Source organism: Providencia stuartii, from assembly GCF_029277985.1.
GTDB classification, from domain to species: Bacteria; Pseudomonadota; Gammaproteobacteria; order Enterobacterales; family Enterobacteriaceae; genus Providencia; species Providencia zhejiangensis.
Genome location: NZ_CP119546.1, coordinates 3,509,424 through 3,522,921, shown reverse-complemented (window position 1 = coordinate 3,522,921; position 13,498 = coordinate 3,509,424). Strand labels below are relative to the sequence as shown.

29 protein-coding genes, 1 tRNA gene and 2 pseudogenes are annotated in these 13,498 nt (G+C 41.3%); 20 read left to right on the top strand and 12 right to left on the bottom strand.

The features are described 5' to 3' along the window. Position 1: 1 nt before the first annotated feature. From P2E05_RS15875 to P2E05_RS15825, 11 genes are all read right to left on the bottom strand, one after another. Entirely contained in the window at positions 2–274 is a 273-nt protein-coding gene (locus P2E05_RS15875) for a hypothetical protein (protein ID WP_154611335.1), read from the bottom strand. 247 nt (positions 275–521) lie between these two features. Then, the gene (locus P2E05_RS15870) at positions 522–959 is read right to left on the bottom strand and encodes a hypothetical protein (protein WP_196713562.1); all 438 of its coding nucleotides are present in this window, start codon (positions 957–959) and stop codon (positions 522–524) included. A 61-nt stretch (positions 960–1,020) separates the two neighbouring features. Further along, positions 1,021–1,308, bottom strand: coding sequence for a hypothetical protein (locus tag P2E05_RS15865; protein WP_166185608.1), 288 nt, complete (start codon positions 1,306–1,308; stop codon positions 1,021–1,023). 1 nt (position 1,309) lies between these two features. Then, positions 1,310–1,522 (bottom strand): hypothetical protein, encoded by a 213-nt coding sequence (locus P2E05_RS15860; RefSeq protein ID WP_129467332.1) that lies wholly within the window; start codon positions 1,520–1,522, stop codon positions 1,310–1,312. Further along, positions 1,519–1,755, bottom strand: a complete 237-nt coding sequence (locus tag P2E05_RS15855) for a hypothetical protein (RefSeq protein ID WP_276122892.1) — start codon at positions 1,753–1,755, stop codon at positions 1,519–1,521. The genes P2E05_RS15860 and P2E05_RS15855 overlap by 4 nt, the downstream gene beginning before the upstream one ends. Further along, positions 1,745–1,975, bottom strand: a complete 231-nt coding sequence (locus P2E05_RS15850; protein WP_272682937.1) for a hypothetical protein — start codon at positions 1,973–1,975, stop codon at positions 1,745–1,747. The genes P2E05_RS15855 and P2E05_RS15850 overlap by 11 nt, the downstream gene beginning before the upstream one ends. A gap of 22 nt (positions 1,976–1,997) precedes the next feature. Then, positions 1,998–2,171, bottom strand: a complete 174-nt coding sequence (locus P2E05_RS15845; RefSeq protein WP_207392891.1) for a hypothetical protein — start codon at positions 2,169–2,171, stop codon at positions 1,998–2,000. Positions 2,172–2,299: 128 nt separating this feature from the next. Then, the gene (locus P2E05_RS15840) at positions 2,300–2,611 is read right to left on the bottom strand and encodes a hypothetical protein (protein ID WP_136134470.1); all 312 of its coding nucleotides are present in this window, start codon (positions 2,609–2,611) and stop codon (positions 2,300–2,302) included. Positions 2,612–3,149: 538 nt separating this feature from the next. Further along, positions 3,150–3,638 (bottom strand): hypothetical protein, encoded by a 489-nt coding sequence (locus tag P2E05_RS15835; protein ID WP_060554528.1) that lies wholly within the window; start codon positions 3,636–3,638, stop codon positions 3,150–3,152. Then, entirely contained in the window at positions 3,635–3,895 is a 261-nt protein-coding gene (locus P2E05_RS15830; protein WP_163860934.1) for a hypothetical protein, read from the bottom strand. Before P2E05_RS15830 ends, P2E05_RS15835 begins: the two co-directional genes overlap by 4 nt. Positions 3,896–4,029: 134 nt before the next feature. Continuing rightward, positions 4,030–4,722 carry an XRE family transcriptional regulator gene (locus P2E05_RS15825; RefSeq protein ID WP_163860935.1) on the bottom strand — a complete coding sequence of 231 codons (693 nt, stop codon included), beginning with the start codon at positions 4,720–4,722 and terminating at the stop codon, positions 4,030–4,032. 108 nt (positions 4,723–4,830) lie between these two features. Here P2E05_RS15825 and P2E05_RS15820 point away from each other — a divergent pair, with 108 nt between their 5' ends. The 18 genes and pseudogenes from P2E05_RS15820 to P2E05_RS15735 all read left to right on the top strand — a co-directional run bounded on the left by P2E05_RS15820 (position 4,831) and on the right by P2E05_RS15735 (position 12,126). Further along, on the top strand, positions 4,831–5,058 hold the full coding sequence (locus tag P2E05_RS15820) for a transcriptional regulator (RefSeq protein WP_071548404.1): 228 nt from the start codon (positions 4,831–4,833) through the stop codon (positions 5,056–5,058). A gap of 183 nt (positions 5,059–5,241) precedes the next feature. Next, positions 5,242–5,577, top strand: coding sequence for a CII family transcriptional regulator (locus P2E05_RS15815; RefSeq protein ID WP_276122891.1), 336 nt, complete (start codon positions 5,242–5,244; stop codon positions 5,575–5,577). A gap of 94 nt (positions 5,578–5,671) precedes the next feature. Beyond that, the gene (locus P2E05_RS21740) at positions 5,672–5,851 is read left to right on the top strand and encodes a hypothetical protein (RefSeq protein ID WP_276145365.1); all 180 of its coding nucleotides are present in this window, start codon (positions 5,672–5,674) and stop codon (positions 5,849–5,851) included. Continuing rightward, a pseudogene (locus P2E05_RS21735) lies at positions 5,808–6,122 on the top strand (replication protein); the annotation flags it as partial. The gene P2E05_RS21740 and the pseudogene P2E05_RS21735, both read left to right, overlap by 44 nt. Before the next feature lie 603 nt (positions 6,123–6,725). Beyond that, a pseudogene (locus P2E05_RS15800) lies at positions 6,726–7,016 on the top strand (replication protein); the annotation flags it as partial. Continuing rightward, a complete protein-coding gene (locus P2E05_RS15795; RefSeq protein WP_272657357.1) occupies positions 7,016–8,383 on the top strand; it encodes a replicative DNA helicase in 1,368 nt (455 codons plus the stop codon). The pseudogene P2E05_RS15800 and the gene P2E05_RS15795, both read left to right, overlap by 1 nt. A gap of 25 nt (positions 8,384–8,408) precedes the next feature. Continuing rightward, a complete protein-coding gene (locus P2E05_RS15790; protein ID WP_164717587.1) occupies positions 8,409–8,582 on the top strand; it encodes a hypothetical protein in 174 nt (57 codons plus the stop codon). A gap of 15 nt (positions 8,583–8,597) precedes the next feature. Next, on the top strand, positions 8,598–8,804 hold the full coding sequence (locus tag P2E05_RS15785) for a hypothetical protein (protein ID WP_276122890.1): 207 nt from the start codon (positions 8,598–8,600) through the stop codon (positions 8,802–8,804). Further along, positions 8,797–9,132 carry a hypothetical protein gene (locus P2E05_RS15780; RefSeq protein WP_276122889.1) on the top strand — a complete coding sequence of 112 codons (336 nt, stop codon included), beginning with the start codon at positions 8,797–8,799 and terminating at the stop codon, positions 9,130–9,132. Before P2E05_RS15785 ends, P2E05_RS15780 begins: the two co-directional genes overlap by 8 nt. Continuing rightward, on the top strand, positions 9,119–9,337 hold the full coding sequence (locus tag P2E05_RS21730) for a DUF551 domain-containing protein (protein WP_276122888.1): 219 nt from the start codon (positions 9,119–9,121) through the stop codon (positions 9,335–9,337). Before P2E05_RS15780 ends, P2E05_RS21730 begins: the two co-directional genes overlap by 14 nt. Positions 9,338–9,517: 180 nt before the next feature. Further along, the gene (locus tag P2E05_RS15770) at positions 9,518–9,754 is read left to right on the top strand and encodes a hypothetical protein (RefSeq protein WP_276122887.1); all 237 of its coding nucleotides are present in this window, start codon (positions 9,518–9,520) and stop codon (positions 9,752–9,754) included. Positions 9,755–9,763: 9 nt separating this feature from the next. Next, entirely contained in the window at positions 9,764–10,210 is a 447-nt protein-coding gene (locus tag P2E05_RS15765) for a DUF1367 family protein (protein WP_276122886.1), read from the top strand. 15 nt (positions 10,211–10,225) lie between these two features. After that, positions 10,226–10,396 (top strand): hypothetical protein, encoded by a 171-nt coding sequence (locus P2E05_RS21725; protein WP_276145364.1) that lies wholly within the window; start codon positions 10,226–10,228, stop codon positions 10,394–10,396. Further along, positions 10,393–10,764 carry a hypothetical protein gene (locus P2E05_RS21720; RefSeq protein WP_276122885.1) on the top strand — a complete coding sequence of 124 codons (372 nt, stop codon included), beginning with the start codon at positions 10,393–10,395 and terminating at the stop codon, positions 10,762–10,764. The genes P2E05_RS21725 and P2E05_RS21720 overlap by 4 nt, the downstream gene beginning before the upstream one ends. Then, entirely contained in the window at positions 10,757–11,047 is a 291-nt protein-coding gene (locus tag P2E05_RS15750; protein ID WP_276122884.1) for a DUF1364 domain-containing protein, read from the top strand. Before P2E05_RS21720 ends, P2E05_RS15750 begins: the two co-directional genes overlap by 8 nt. Then, positions 11,044–11,409: a crossover junction endodeoxyribonuclease RusA gene (rusA, locus tag P2E05_RS15745; RefSeq protein WP_276122883.1), complete on the top strand. Its 366-nt coding sequence runs from the start codon at positions 11,044–11,046 to the stop codon at positions 11,407–11,409. Before P2E05_RS15750 ends, rusA begins: the two co-directional genes overlap by 4 nt. Next, complete coding sequence (locus tag P2E05_RS15740) at positions 11,399–11,626, top strand: protein ninH (protein WP_154599042.1); 228 nt, start codon at positions 11,399–11,401, stop codon at positions 11,624–11,626. The genes rusA and P2E05_RS15740 overlap by 11 nt, the downstream gene beginning before the upstream one ends. Then, positions 11,623–12,126 (top strand): antiterminator Q family protein, encoded by a 504-nt coding sequence (locus P2E05_RS15735; protein ID WP_272578244.1) that lies wholly within the window; start codon positions 11,623–11,625, stop codon positions 12,124–12,126. Before P2E05_RS15740 ends, P2E05_RS15735 begins: the two co-directional genes overlap by 4 nt. Positions 12,127–12,564: 438 nt before the next feature. On the opposite strand, the gene P2E05_RS15730 is transcribed toward P2E05_RS15735, so the two are convergent. After that, complete coding sequence (locus P2E05_RS15730) at positions 12,565–12,843, bottom strand: hypothetical protein (RefSeq protein ID WP_115113587.1); 279 nt, start codon at positions 12,841–12,843, stop codon at positions 12,565–12,567. Between the two features lie 304 nt (positions 12,844–13,147). Here P2E05_RS15730 and P2E05_RS15725 point away from each other — a divergent pair. Then, a tRNA-Ile gene (locus P2E05_RS15725) sits at positions 13,148–13,223 on the top strand. Between the two features lie 81 nt (positions 13,224–13,304). Then, entirely contained in the window at positions 13,305–13,496 is a 192-nt protein-coding gene (locus P2E05_RS15720; protein WP_014656501.1) for a hypothetical protein, read from the top strand. Positions 13,497–13,498: the final 2 nt, after the last annotated feature.

The following is a 13,498-nucleotide window of genomic DNA, read 5'->3' as shown; positions in this document are numbered from 1 at the left end:
CTCATGCTGCCACCTTACCTTTGCTCCTGATGTAATCGACAATCCATTGCCCGTCGCCTGCTGCTATGGCTTCATCAATAAACCCAGCAAGCTGCCCATTTTCCTTAATGTTTTCGTAGCGTTCTTTTTCCGTGAACTGTAGCTTGCTAATGATTATTCCGTAATCACCGTCTATGCGCTTGATGTCATTTCCGTTGACACAAGTAATAATTGTTCCTGATGAGGAGTGGTCGCATCCAAAAGTTGACAATAAAAGCTGTATGCATTTATTCACTTAGACCTCCCGTAACTCGCTTTGAGAAACTCCATTGCTAACCACCAAACATCATCACAACGTTGGCTTATAGCAATTCGCGCCTGTGCCTGAGCCAGACGTAGAAAATGTTTATCGATTTGCATGATTTATCTCGTCAGTAGAGGTAATAGAATTGCAGTCATAATGATTAATGCTGCGTAGTAATAGTTATCGCCCATGTGATGACCTCACATAGCTATTTGGGTTCTGGTGTTGGTGCGGTGGGTTACTTAGAAACTGCGTTATTCCAGTGTTTGATTAGCTCTCTTGGGTCGCTATATGTAGGCGAACCATTCCATCTGCAACACGCTAGTTTAAACTGGTTTAAATCTTGAGGCTTAGGTGACCAGTAACCGCTATACCCTTGTAACACTGGTGCTTTATTACAAAATGGACATTCAGATATGTTTTCACATCCTGTGATGTATATATCGGGTTTGTTTTTATCATCTTCCATCCATTCAAGACTGCTAGGAACGTGTAATCTATAGCCATCCCAATAATCAAATTCTGGTGATAGGACTGATTGATATCCAGCACCTCTAGTTCGCATCCGTTTTCTTGCGATTACCTTTTCACCTTGAACGGTTTTACTGTCCATTCGCCAGAGATAAACGCCTTCCTTTTCTGGCTTTTGTTCTGAGTATTTAATCCACTGACTCATGGTTATTCCTTATGTGCGTATTCCTCACTATTAATAGCGATATGAAATGTGTTGTGGTGGGTTACTGCTGACCGAGGGCTTTTGCGATAACAGCGTCAGTGATATCTAAATTGTCGCCACTGTCCTGTTTGTAGCTTGCAACTATGTTTCGTAGTCGAATGAGCTCACTTAATAACTCTGGCGCTGCTGCGATTAGGTTTGCGTTGGCTTCATGTTCATCCTCGTAAACATCATTTGGAAGCCCATGATGGGAATAATTAACTAAGGCAACATGTTTACTTTCAGAATTAATGCCGGTCATACTCCATTCATCAATCACCCACGGCCCTGGCGTTCCTTTAAATTCCATATCACCCCCTAGCCTTTAATATTGCATATGCTTCATTAAAAACATCTTTATCTACCCACAAAACCAAAGCTTCTTCATCTAAATCAGCATCAGTAACAAAAGAGACTGTCGTGTTATCAGTGCTTTCTTTTATAGCAGTTATAGTCTTTGATAAAAGCTGGAAAGATATATTTTCACTTCCGATTTCATTAATTAAGTCAGATATAGAAATCATTTATTACTCCTAGCCTTTAACATTGCATCTGCCATGCGGTAGTAGATCTTCGCATTGTTAAATAGCTGTTCGTCGTTGCAATCTGCAAAGTAACCAACTTCTGAGCTTTGATTTGCCCAATCACCCTGCATAGCCTTAGCCGCTAGGTAATCACGTAAACTCATGCCAGTATCAGTGCCATGCAATTCTGTTGCTGGAACTGGAAAAGCCGCTCCACCTGTTTTATCTGTCATGCGTTACCTCTGTCATAATAGAATTATTAATAAACTCTCTTCTATCCAGCAACTCCTGATACTCATCAATCCTGCCTGTTGAGTGATAAAAGCATTCTTCACTACAATGACCTGAATTTTCAGCGCATGGGTTCTCGCTATAATCAACATCAAAAATGAATGCTTTATCTTGTTCGCCTAATTCTTTGTTGCAGGAAAAGCACAAATACTTATCTGTCATACTCCCTCCGTTATTAACTAAATTAATCTATCTTTTGAAACTCAATTTCTTCAGGTTCGTTAGAATCAAGATAGTTATCATCACTACATGAAAAACCGTATTTGTAGGCTATATCTGCAAGTTGAGAGTCGATTTCACTGTTTGTCATATCAGCATTAATCAACTGGTCATACTTATTAAAATCTTCAATACTCATTTCCACATTCTTGCAATAAATGACCAACTGCCTGCACGTTATCTGACATTTACTTTGTCCGACATCTCTATCTCCTATCTATTAATCAACTCACCACAGCCCACCGCAATGGACTGTAATTAGTTAACTCACAGGCCAAACATGCCTGTTAAATTATCGCTGTAGTCACTAATCACATCGCTCCCGTTCCCATGGATTAGAACTATTTGACCGAAATAATCATATTTGACTTTCTCTTCATCGGTTTTTATTGGTTTTTTGATTTTTAAAATTGTGAAATCAGTGTCACCAATGTTTTCTAATATTTTATTTCTATCTCTGGTTGTTTTAACTGCAACCCCTCCATCTTCACGTACACAAATAGCTAAATCTTCGTGAGCTAGTATTGAGTCGACCAGGTTAATTATTATTTCTACTTCATTTTTTGGCACGTATTTCATGTTCATCCCCTTGCTGTGACTGAACTGCCGCTCATAATCGGCTTGCGTGTGCCGCATTTCTGCGGACGTTTCTAATCTTTGCTAGCTGCGTATCAGTGGCATCTTTGTGATACCTGCTTATGTGCATAACTGGCAATCGTGGGTCAAATGTCCTTAGACACAACGGACAGGTAACTTTCGTTTTCATGCGCTGCTCCTATCAAATGACTTATGCAAATATTGTTATTTCATAAGTAATCTGTAGTGCATCTCATTGCCGTTCGTACCTGAACCCGCCGAGTGCCCGACGCAGGGTTTAAAGTCGCGCCGTTCGACTATCTTTTATCTCTGGTTGCCCTTCGATAATTAAAATATACCTAGAGGTAATTTAAAAGTAAATACCCAAAGGTAAACAATTTGACGTGAAAAGTTTACCTAATTGATTTTTTCAGGTAATTTATTTTCAAAAATTATTTATCTTGCGAGGAAAATCACACTGACGGGGAATTTCGGGCACAAAAAAGCCCTCGCGGGGGAGGGCTTCTAAAGATGTCATTAGTTAATCTTCATTTTTTTGCGTTGAGGTTCGCTCTAGCTGATCTGACTTTCCTTTGTATACTCCAGCAAGGTATCCAGCTAGCACCCCACCACCTATTTTAGCTAATTCAATCGCATATTGAGCATTACCAGTATACATTGAAACTATAACAACAAGTACAACGCACACTGCAACCAAGCATTTAAAGTAAACCTTTTTAGTTTCTAGCCCGCTAAAAAAGCGAGTTTGTGTTTCTCTGTCTTCCTTTTGAGCATCGATAGACTTAAGAGCTATCTCTCTATTGCTTTCAATCTCTTGTCGTCTTATCTCTAGCTCTTGCGTTTTAAAATCAATCTCTTTAGATTTTAATTCAATCTCTTTAGATTGAACCTCAACAAACTTCTCGATAGCTGCTATTGGATTTGGCTTATCTTTTTTGGTTTGCTGCTGGTTTTTATCTGGCTCATCCGCTACTGTTGATGGCAGGTTTGGGGATTCATTTGCACTCATATATTAACTTCACAAAGTACTGGTATTCTATAAGTAACTTTAAATGAACCAAAGTTGTCATCACCAATCTTCGGCGCTAAATACTCAACTCTTTCAATATTATCAGTATGATTCTGAACTATTTCTAGATATTCAGTTGGAGATACCTTTTTAGCTTTAACTGGTTCAAATACTTTTTTGTAAAAATCTTTTCTTTTTTGATTGATTCTCATATGACCTCCTAAAGGTAACCCTAAAGTCTCAGGTAGCACTTCCATATATTGAACCTATAAAACAAAGGGGCTAAAAATCTATCACTAAAAAGCTACTAATTCAATTTAAACTAGATTGATAAGAGAATCTAGTCAAGTTTAAATATTACACACCCTAAAACGTGTCGTCAGGCCACTGGCTAACCGTGATATTTGTATTTGATTGATTGGCTAACTAGCACTTTGGCGTGAATAAACATACCGTCAATATTGTTTTCTTCCAGATACCAAGTTTCATACTTAGGATTATCAGAAATCACAGCAAGGCGCTTGTATTGCATTTGAAGGCGTTTTATATAAAGCTGGTTATTCAGGATAAATACATAAATCCCATCACCATCAAAGTGATTCACGGTCATATCAACAAATATTTGATCCCGTGGCTCAAATGTCTCTGCCATCGAATCACCGCGAACAGTGATCATCTTGATTGTATGAGCTGGTCTACCACCAAATAAACGCTTGGCTTCTTCGTCTGAATATTCAATTGCCGTTATTGTTTCTATAAACTCATCAAGTACGACAACACCAGCCCCTGCACTAGCCTCAACATCAAGAACTTCAACCTTATATGATCTGGATGGCTGCGGAATTTCTGATTCAACAATACCGTCCATCCACCCAGCAGGCAGCCCTAAAGCATCCTGAATAGCTAAAACCATCTTGTCACCTATTCGCTTATATCCAGATTTGCTAGGCGGGTAGAGCATTCTGGATACATAGGATTTGTCTTTACCAATGGCGCGTGCAAATTCCTCTTGCGTCTCATAACGAGCAACAAGCTCAGCCAGTTTTTGGCGTCTTTTTTCAAATAATTCAGTTTCTGCGTTCATAAGTAAATCATCTATCAAAAATACCTGCTGGTAAATTGCCTGTAGGTATTGATATTTAATTTACCTACGGGTATATTTATTTCATGTTTAGGTAAACAAGGACAACAAATGGAACAATTACGGATATTCCTAAATTCCCTTTCTGTTTCTGAGCAAGAGAAGTTCGCTAAAAAATGCGGAACTTCAATTGGTTACCTCAGAAAAGCTTTAACAAAGGGCTCAAAACTAGGTGCCGCTTTGTGTGTGGCAATCGAAGTTAACAGTAATTCAAAAGTAACCAGAAAAGACCTATATCCAGATGACTGGGAAAAGAACTGGCCTGAACTGGCAGCGTAATAAAGATTAAAAACAAAGAGTCAACTGAACGGCACAGTATATTGTCGGCCTCGAGGATCTGCCAAATTGGATGGCTAAAAGTCGAATGAGAGCGAAAGAGACACTAGCTCGACAATATTTATCAACACACTCACAGGATCGTGAGCAACGGACTAACTGTATTTATTTAATGGAATATACGGAATGGAAATATCAAACGAAAGCAAATTTCGAGAAATCGAATCAAAAATTATGAAAGGAATTCTTGTTACTGGCGCTAGAGAAGTAGCAAAGAGAACAGGGATTCACGAGTCACAAATATCACGCTGGCAATCACCGCAATCGAAATCACATTTAAGTTTCATACAGCGATGTGCAAGGCTTTTAGTTGCTATTGGGTATGACAGTCATGATGACACAGTGATTATTCGGGGTGATGAGGCTAGGGCATTAATTCAGATGCTAGAGCATGTCAGGTATCCAAAAAGAAAAACCTCAACTGCGGGAACAGGTGAGGCTCAGATAAAACTAGACATTTGACTAACAAAATAACTGTATCAATAACCAGTAATGGTGACAAGGGAAATTTAGGTTTCTCTTGTCTGATACAGCTTGGGAATAAGAGAATTATACCATGAAAAATAAACGAAATCATGACTTTAATTATCATGCTGTGCATAAAAACATCGTGCGAGATAGGGAACTCAGGAAAGTAACCCCACTAGGGATAAAGCGACTTAGAGAAGCTTTTGAAGATGCAAAAATAAGGAATGCTCACAGGAAAGAACTATTGGGAGGGGAACCGCATGAGTAACGTTGCATATGCTGATTTTGGTAATCAACGACGGCAAGAGAGGTCAACAGTGGCAAATCTTGAAGATGGTTACACAAGAATAGCCAACGACCTATTTGAAGCTGTTATGTGTGCAGATTTAACAGCAAGACAACTAAAAGTCGTTATGGCGATCATCAGAAAGACATACGGCTTCGGCAAAAAGTTAGACCGTATTACAAATACTCAAATAGCTGAAATGACGGGCATTCATCATACTCATGTTTGCAAAGCGAAGAATGAAATGATTGCTATGAATATTGTTATTTCATCAGGTAATAAAATTGGAATTAACAAAGATTTTACTGAGTGGAATTTTAATATTAGCCAAGTTAGCGAAACATTAGCTAAGTCAGCTAATAAAACATTAGCTAAAACGGCTAATTCACATAAGCCAAGTCAGCTAAACACAAAAGAAACTATTACAAAAGAAAAGAAAGACAATGCTACCCATACCCTTCAGTGGGGCGAGGCGGATAATTTAATTTTTCGTGATGAGCTCATTAAACTCCTGCAGGGTAAATTCAATTGCTCGACAGCCAAAGAGCTTCACAACGCTGTGGAAGCAGAGATTTTAAAATCAGGGTACCTGTGCCAGCGGGAATACACGGTTGCCGATCGCGGCGATGGACGCAAGGGCAAGATTGATCTGTATGTTACGAATGCTAACGGGGCGATCTGTGGGATTGAGTTAGACCAGAAATCCCCTAGAGAAAAATCTATTTTCAAACTTCAGCAGCTCCCTGCTGGCATTGTGATGCTCAGGGAAACCTCCATCAACGAGGTTTACGAGGTTGGCGGCATTTCGGTTGTTAACGCGAACGAGGGGGAGATTGATAAAAAACCTGCCGGGTACTACCAAGAATACCTTGATGCGTACAACGAGGAAGTGGGCGACCGCTTGCCACACGCAAGAGATGTTAATTCGGAGCGTAAACGCAAGTTCAAAAAATTAATTGAAAAACTCGCGACTCCCAATGTTGACGGCTGGCGAGCCTATGTTCGCGCCTTTGTGAGAATGGCTAAGCCGTTTTACTTTGGTGATAATGACTCGGGCTGGGTAGCCGATATTGATCACCTGCTGAAAGAAAAAACACTGACAGCAGTCAAGGAAGGAAAGCCAAGTTTAACAGGGGTTTATCAATGATTAATCAGCAAATCGAAGCAAGCGTAATTGGCGGCTTGCTGAAAGACGGACTAACACTCAACGCATCAGATGTACTCGCCACTTTAAAACCTGAAGCATTCGGATCTCATTTCTACCGAGAAACCTACAAAGTTATTCAGAAACAAGCCAAAACTCGCGGCATGATTGATTTAATGATGGTTGCCGAGGCAATGGGTGATAAGCATTTCGCTGACATCATGGAAGCTGCCAAGAACTGCCCAAGCGCAGCAAACTTGAAAGGCTACGCTAAGATGGTGACTGATAACCACAATCGACGTGAAATGATTAGCTTGATGGACCAACACCGCCACGTTATCGAATCAGGAACGATTGACGCAGCCGCCGAAGCAATGGACCAACTCATCAAAAAGGCCAACGAACTACGGGCCGCTAACGATGAAATTAAACCAGTTCACACCAAGGACCTGATAGCCGATTTTACGGAGGTGTTAGAACAACGGCTAACTAATGGCGATGAGTCAGACACGCTGAAAACTGGCATTCCTGAACTTGATGAAATTACTGGCGGTATCAACGCAGTGGATCTCGTTATCGTCGCGGCCCGTCCAGCAATGGGGAAAACCGAGTTTGCATTGCGAGTAACTGAGGGCGTAGCTTCACAAGTCGATAAAAAAACGGGGCACAAGAAAGGCGTTCTGATTTTCTCAATGGAAATGAGTTCACGTCAAATCATGGAGCGTCAAATTGCTGGGGCATCGGGCCTATCAGTTTCATCACTGAGAAACCCTGCAAAAATGGATGATGAAGGATGGGCAAGAGTTTCCGATGGTATCGGTCGTGTCCAAGATTTGGATGTGTGGATTGTCGATGCAAGTAAACTCGATGTGGACCAAATCAGGGCCATAGCAAAACGCCACAAGCAGCAATATCCATCATTGGCATTAATTCTAGTCGATTACTTGGGCCTGATAGAAAAACCAAAAGCAGAGCGTAACGACCTTGCAATTGGTTATATCTCATCAAATCTCAAGGGAATGGCCAAAGAATTACTAACCCCAGTTATCTCACTTAGCCAGCTTTCACGAGATGTTGAGAAGCGACCAAACAAACGCCCCGTGAATGGTGATTTGCGCGACTCGGGAAGCATTGAGCAAGATGCGGATTCTATCATTATGCTTTACCGTGATGCGGTTTATAACGAGAACTCACCAGCGGCCCCATATGCTGAAATTATCGTGACTAAAAACCGATTCGGCAAAACAGGGACCGTATACCAGCGATTCAAGAATGGTCACTTTATGGATGTGGACCAAGCGGAAGCCGCTAACGCTTGCTTGCAAAGTAGCAAACCTCAGCAACGCCGATTCCAAGGCGCGGACGTGTAACACACCAAATCATAAGGACTTCTAGATGGACGATGGAGCAGTTTACAAAATTACTGGCACATGGAACGGAAAGCCATTTGAAAAGCTAATGGCAGCTGAATGTGAATTAGATGCAGAGGCGACAGTGATCTTCTGGGCTAATTTAGGTGGCGCTCATGTAGATAACTTAAGCGTCGAATACCATAGCGCCATCAATTAAGCGAGGTGTTGAGTGATGAAAGGAACAACGTTAACAGAGCTGAATGATGCATACGAACAACAGGCGATGACATTAACCCAGAGAACATACAGCGCCGCGAATTGGAAGGGGTACGACATATTCTTTTGTGAGCTAGCAATCAACAAAAAGAAGCTAATCCCGCGAGGTAAGACATTCATTCGATTATTAACTTTATGCAAACAGGCTGATTTTTATGACTAAAGTAACGACATTAGAAGATTTAACCATAGCATGGGAAAAGCAAAAAATGGCAATTACAAGACGCACTCATGCAGCCGCTGGCTATCCAGATAGAGGGCGCTGGCGTGAAATCGTAATGGCTCATTATCGCAGGGTTAATCGCAGGGATATGGGGCGTAGCATGAGAAATAGAGCATCCCATATTGCTGGACTACTAAATCATTATGACACCTTTGGCGCAATGATTCGTAACAATCGTAAAAACAGCGGATTACCTGAAATTATTCACACATTCGGCAATTCAGGCACAGCAAAAATCCAACGGGAGGCATCTAATGCAGGGAACTAATTGGGTTAAGGTGAGCGAGCAAGAGCCGCCGATCAAGACTGATGTTTTGTGTTGCAATATTTTCACTGGAGATAGATTTACAGCTGACAAACTAGAAACCTTCAATTCCTCAAAGGGGTTAATGGCAAAGGCTTTCTACCGTGGAAACCCTCAATGGATAGCAACTCACTGGATGCCACTCCCACCAATGCCAGAGGGTGAATGATGAGCGAACTTGAGGAATGTCCTGAATGCGGAGAAATACCAGAGTTTATCAGGTTTCAGGTCGATAAAACTAAGCCGTATTTAGTAACAGTTGTTCATGACTGCAAGTTTAAAGGGCTAATTGAAGAGACCTGTACTAGCCGTCAAGCAGCCATAGCAGCATGGAACAGGAGAGCTAACAGTGAGTGATAGCAAAAAGACACTGGCGCAGGAAATTATCGATAGCTACAAAGGGAACCCAATAGCAACTACTGTTGTATTTATTCTACTTCCAATTCTCTTGGTGCTGTCAGCTATAAGAACCATTCTGATATATAACAAGAAAATTGCTAATGGCTTATTCAATCGTTATGACAACGGACTAAAAGCCATTGGGGTTATCTTGCTGAAAATGAGAAAGTTCGACAGGAAAAAATAGGAGGCTAACTTGGAAATAGAAATGGTCAAATGCGCCAATGGCATATTTGCACCGGCATTCGAACACGACCTACCACGTTTAACAAAATTCAAAAATGGCGAGATGTACACCTTCAGCGCCAAGCTCACAAGAAACCCCGCTTTCCATCGAAAAATGTTCGTATTCTTCAAATTCTGTTTCGACCACTGGTGCGCAAATAAAGCAGGACTCGACTGTATGGATGAGCATAGCCAATTTGAGCGCTTCAGGAAGGATTTAACGATACTTGCAGGATTTTATGAGCAAACGGTAAGGCTAAACGGTGAAGTGCGCACAGAGGCTAAGAGCTTGTCATTTGCCAACATGGAACCAGACGAATTCGAACGCTGTTACAAAGCCATGATTAACGCAGCAATAAAACACATTTTCAGAGGATGTAATGAAATCACTGAGAATCGTTTACTGACATTCTTTTGAGGAGCAGCAAGAGAGATGAACATCATATCAAAAATGGCAATCGCTCTGGCGTCACTGTCAGCACAGAACGCCTTATGGGCTATCAACCATAGTCGCAGTTGGTACAGCTACCCCACATCAACTAAGCGCATCACAGGTCACGCAAAGATAAACAGAGCAGCCAAGAAGCGGAGGGCGAGAAAGTGAGTTTTGCACAAACAGAAAGGGATTACCCAGATGGGAAATACACGCATACAGAATGCAAATGGTGTGGCCATAGTTTCATTGGACAGAAATGGCAAAACGTTTGTAAGAAATGCGATGGTCATCTACAAAAGGCAGGTGCATTTATCAAGCCTGAAGAAGAGGTATATCTTCAATCAACTGAGCAGAGATTAATCAAAGCATTACGCGAAAATATTGATAAATTCGATATTAGCGACGACGGTCAAATTATCATGAAGGCTCAGCCAAAGAAATCGAGGGTAACACTCGGAGCCAAGTTATTTATGGTTGCCATATTTGCTTGTCTATTTGCATCTGCATGGATATTCATGGAGGCGATATATGGCTAACTTACGCAAAGAAGCAAAAGGCAGAGAGTGCCAAGTAAGGATACCGTCAGTCTGCAACGGCAACACCGAAACTGTGGTGGGTGCTCATTATCGAATGGCTGGATTATGCGGCACAGGATGCAAGCCTAGCGATTTATTTATAGCTTGGGCGTGTAGTGCTTGCCATGACGAAATCGACCGCAGGACGCGAATCACGGATGCTGAATATGCAAAGCAATGTCACTTGGAGGGTGTAATGCGAACTCAGGATATATTGCAGAGCGAGGGGAAGATTAAGGCATGAATGAATATCACCTTAAATTACCGTGGCCACCTTCAGTTAATACGTATTGGCGACACTGTAAAGGACGTCACTATATATCAAAAAAAGGTGAAACCTACCGAGAGCAAGTCATAGATTACATAGAACAGAAAAACCTAGATATCAAAACCACCTCTCGCATCAAGATAATCATCACTGCAAACCCTCCAGACAAACGCAAAAGAGACCTCGATAACTTGCCTAAAGCTGTTTTCGATTCGCTTACTCACGCCGGTTTCTGGAAGGACGACAACCAGATTGATGATATGCGGATCAGGCGTGGTGAAAGGGTAAGTGGCGGCTTACTGGATATCACAATATGGGAGATAGAGGATGCAGGCTGAGATAACAACCATTCCAGAATTACTCATCAAAGCAAGAGGAAATCAAACCAAGGTAGCTGGCTGGATAAGCGCATCGCGAAATACAGTAAAGAAGTACGCATTCGATACGCGAGCAGAAAAGCACATCATTGTAAATGGGCAGCTTATGGTTATACATCGCGGTGGAATCGGCGGAGCGATAAAAGGAAAGAGTGAAGTATTGCAGGGGGTGAGATGAACTACATCGGAGAGAAAGAACTTACAAAGGAGCAATTCGACTGGCTTAACGGATGGCTTGAATTGTGGGGCGCTTGGGTTCACTCAGGCCGAGTAGACATGAGGAAAATTAACATCATATACAAATTCATGCAATCAGTTGACCCAAGCAAAAATCTAACACGACCGATGTGCAATGACGATGACGGAATGTTGATTTCTCAGGTCATAGATTCTGTCATCGCCATTGACAAGCAGGCTTATAAGATACTGATAAGTTACTACGTGTACGGTGCGTCAAAGCTTTCGATAGCATCTTACTACCATAACAATGCAAAACCTCGCAAAATGAACACAAGGTCAGGAGGAAAAGTAAAGATTCCATCATTGCGAACATGCCGAAGAGAAGTTGATGAAAAACTGAAAGCTTGCCAGTGGTTATTATACGAACCTCTACGAAATGCAATGAACGGTCGCAAACGTGTAGCTAAAGTTAGAAAAATAACTGAACTTTGCTATTGACAGAAATGGCCAAATGGACAATACTTATCAGGTAAGCTGCCTTAATTGTTCTTAGGTTGGCTTAACCAGATTAATAGAGCCTCACTTCGGTGGGGCTTTTTGCATTGCAAGGGTTTATATGCTTGATGAATTCGAGTGAGCATAAAAAAGCCACCAACTTTTTAGGATGGTGGCAAAAGATTGCAAATCATGTTTATAGCTAAACCAAAAAAACTCTTGGTCGTCTTTTATTTTAACCAACCAATTTAAAAAAAGAAACAGGCTTTATCTGACAGTCTATTCATAACTGGTTGATATTATTCCGATATCGGAATTCCGATATCGCCAATTAAAGCTGTAAGGATTGCTTGCAAGTTTCACATTCAAGAGGTCGCCTAGTGCGGCCTTTATTACAGGCACAAAAAAGGCTACCGAAGTAGCCATTGATTATTTTCAATCTTATGCAGCTTTGCTTAGTGCCATATCAACCACTGAATTATACCCGTGGTTATAAGCTTCAAATGCATCTTTGTGTCGAACTGCGCCAGCTTGACTGTTTGGAATATACTCCAAAACAGAATCATTTTTGGCTTTTGGTGCTCCGATAAGGGCGTGTTGGCGGCCTAATTCAAATGCACAGCCTGCGCATTTATGTCTGCCAGTTTGACCTTGGTTATCAGACAGATAATCGAAAGCGGAATCATAACGATGTGGGTTTTTACAGATATTTCTACCCATATAAAGAACTCCTGTATAAATAACAGGGCTTTACACAGATCACCAAGTGAAATAGACTGAAAAGGTGATCACATGTAAAACCTGACAGTTTTATTTACCCCTTTGTAGCTCGATACTACTTAGGGGTTCCCTATATCTAGTGTAGGGTTCTCGATAAACACACCAGATATTCGATCATTATATGTTCAAACACAAAAAGATCAAAAAAATGATCAACTTACATCAAATTCTATAAGACCCTGCTTTCTGGCGGGGTTTTTTGTTTCTACCATTTTGTTGATATCACCGAAATGGTTTCGTATATGCACCAGTAGCTCAACGGCAGAGCAGGCAACTCATAATTGCTTGGTTATGGGTTCGAATCCCGTCTCGGTGCACCAAATATGCCGCCACAGAATCAGCTGCTAATCTTTACCCTCACTAAAGAGCTGTGCGCGGCTTTCTATTTAAGAGAGGTAGTTATGAGCAATCAACATTTAGAATCAGCGATCAGTGAATTATCAGCACGAGTAACAGCATTAGAGCTTGCATCACATCAACAAGGCGAGGTTATCTCCACCTTAAGCGATAGAATGGGTAAATCGCCAGAAGGTGGAGATGATGTTATTTTTGTAGATAAATTAACAGCACCTCCAATGAAGCTCCGTTCTTAGTA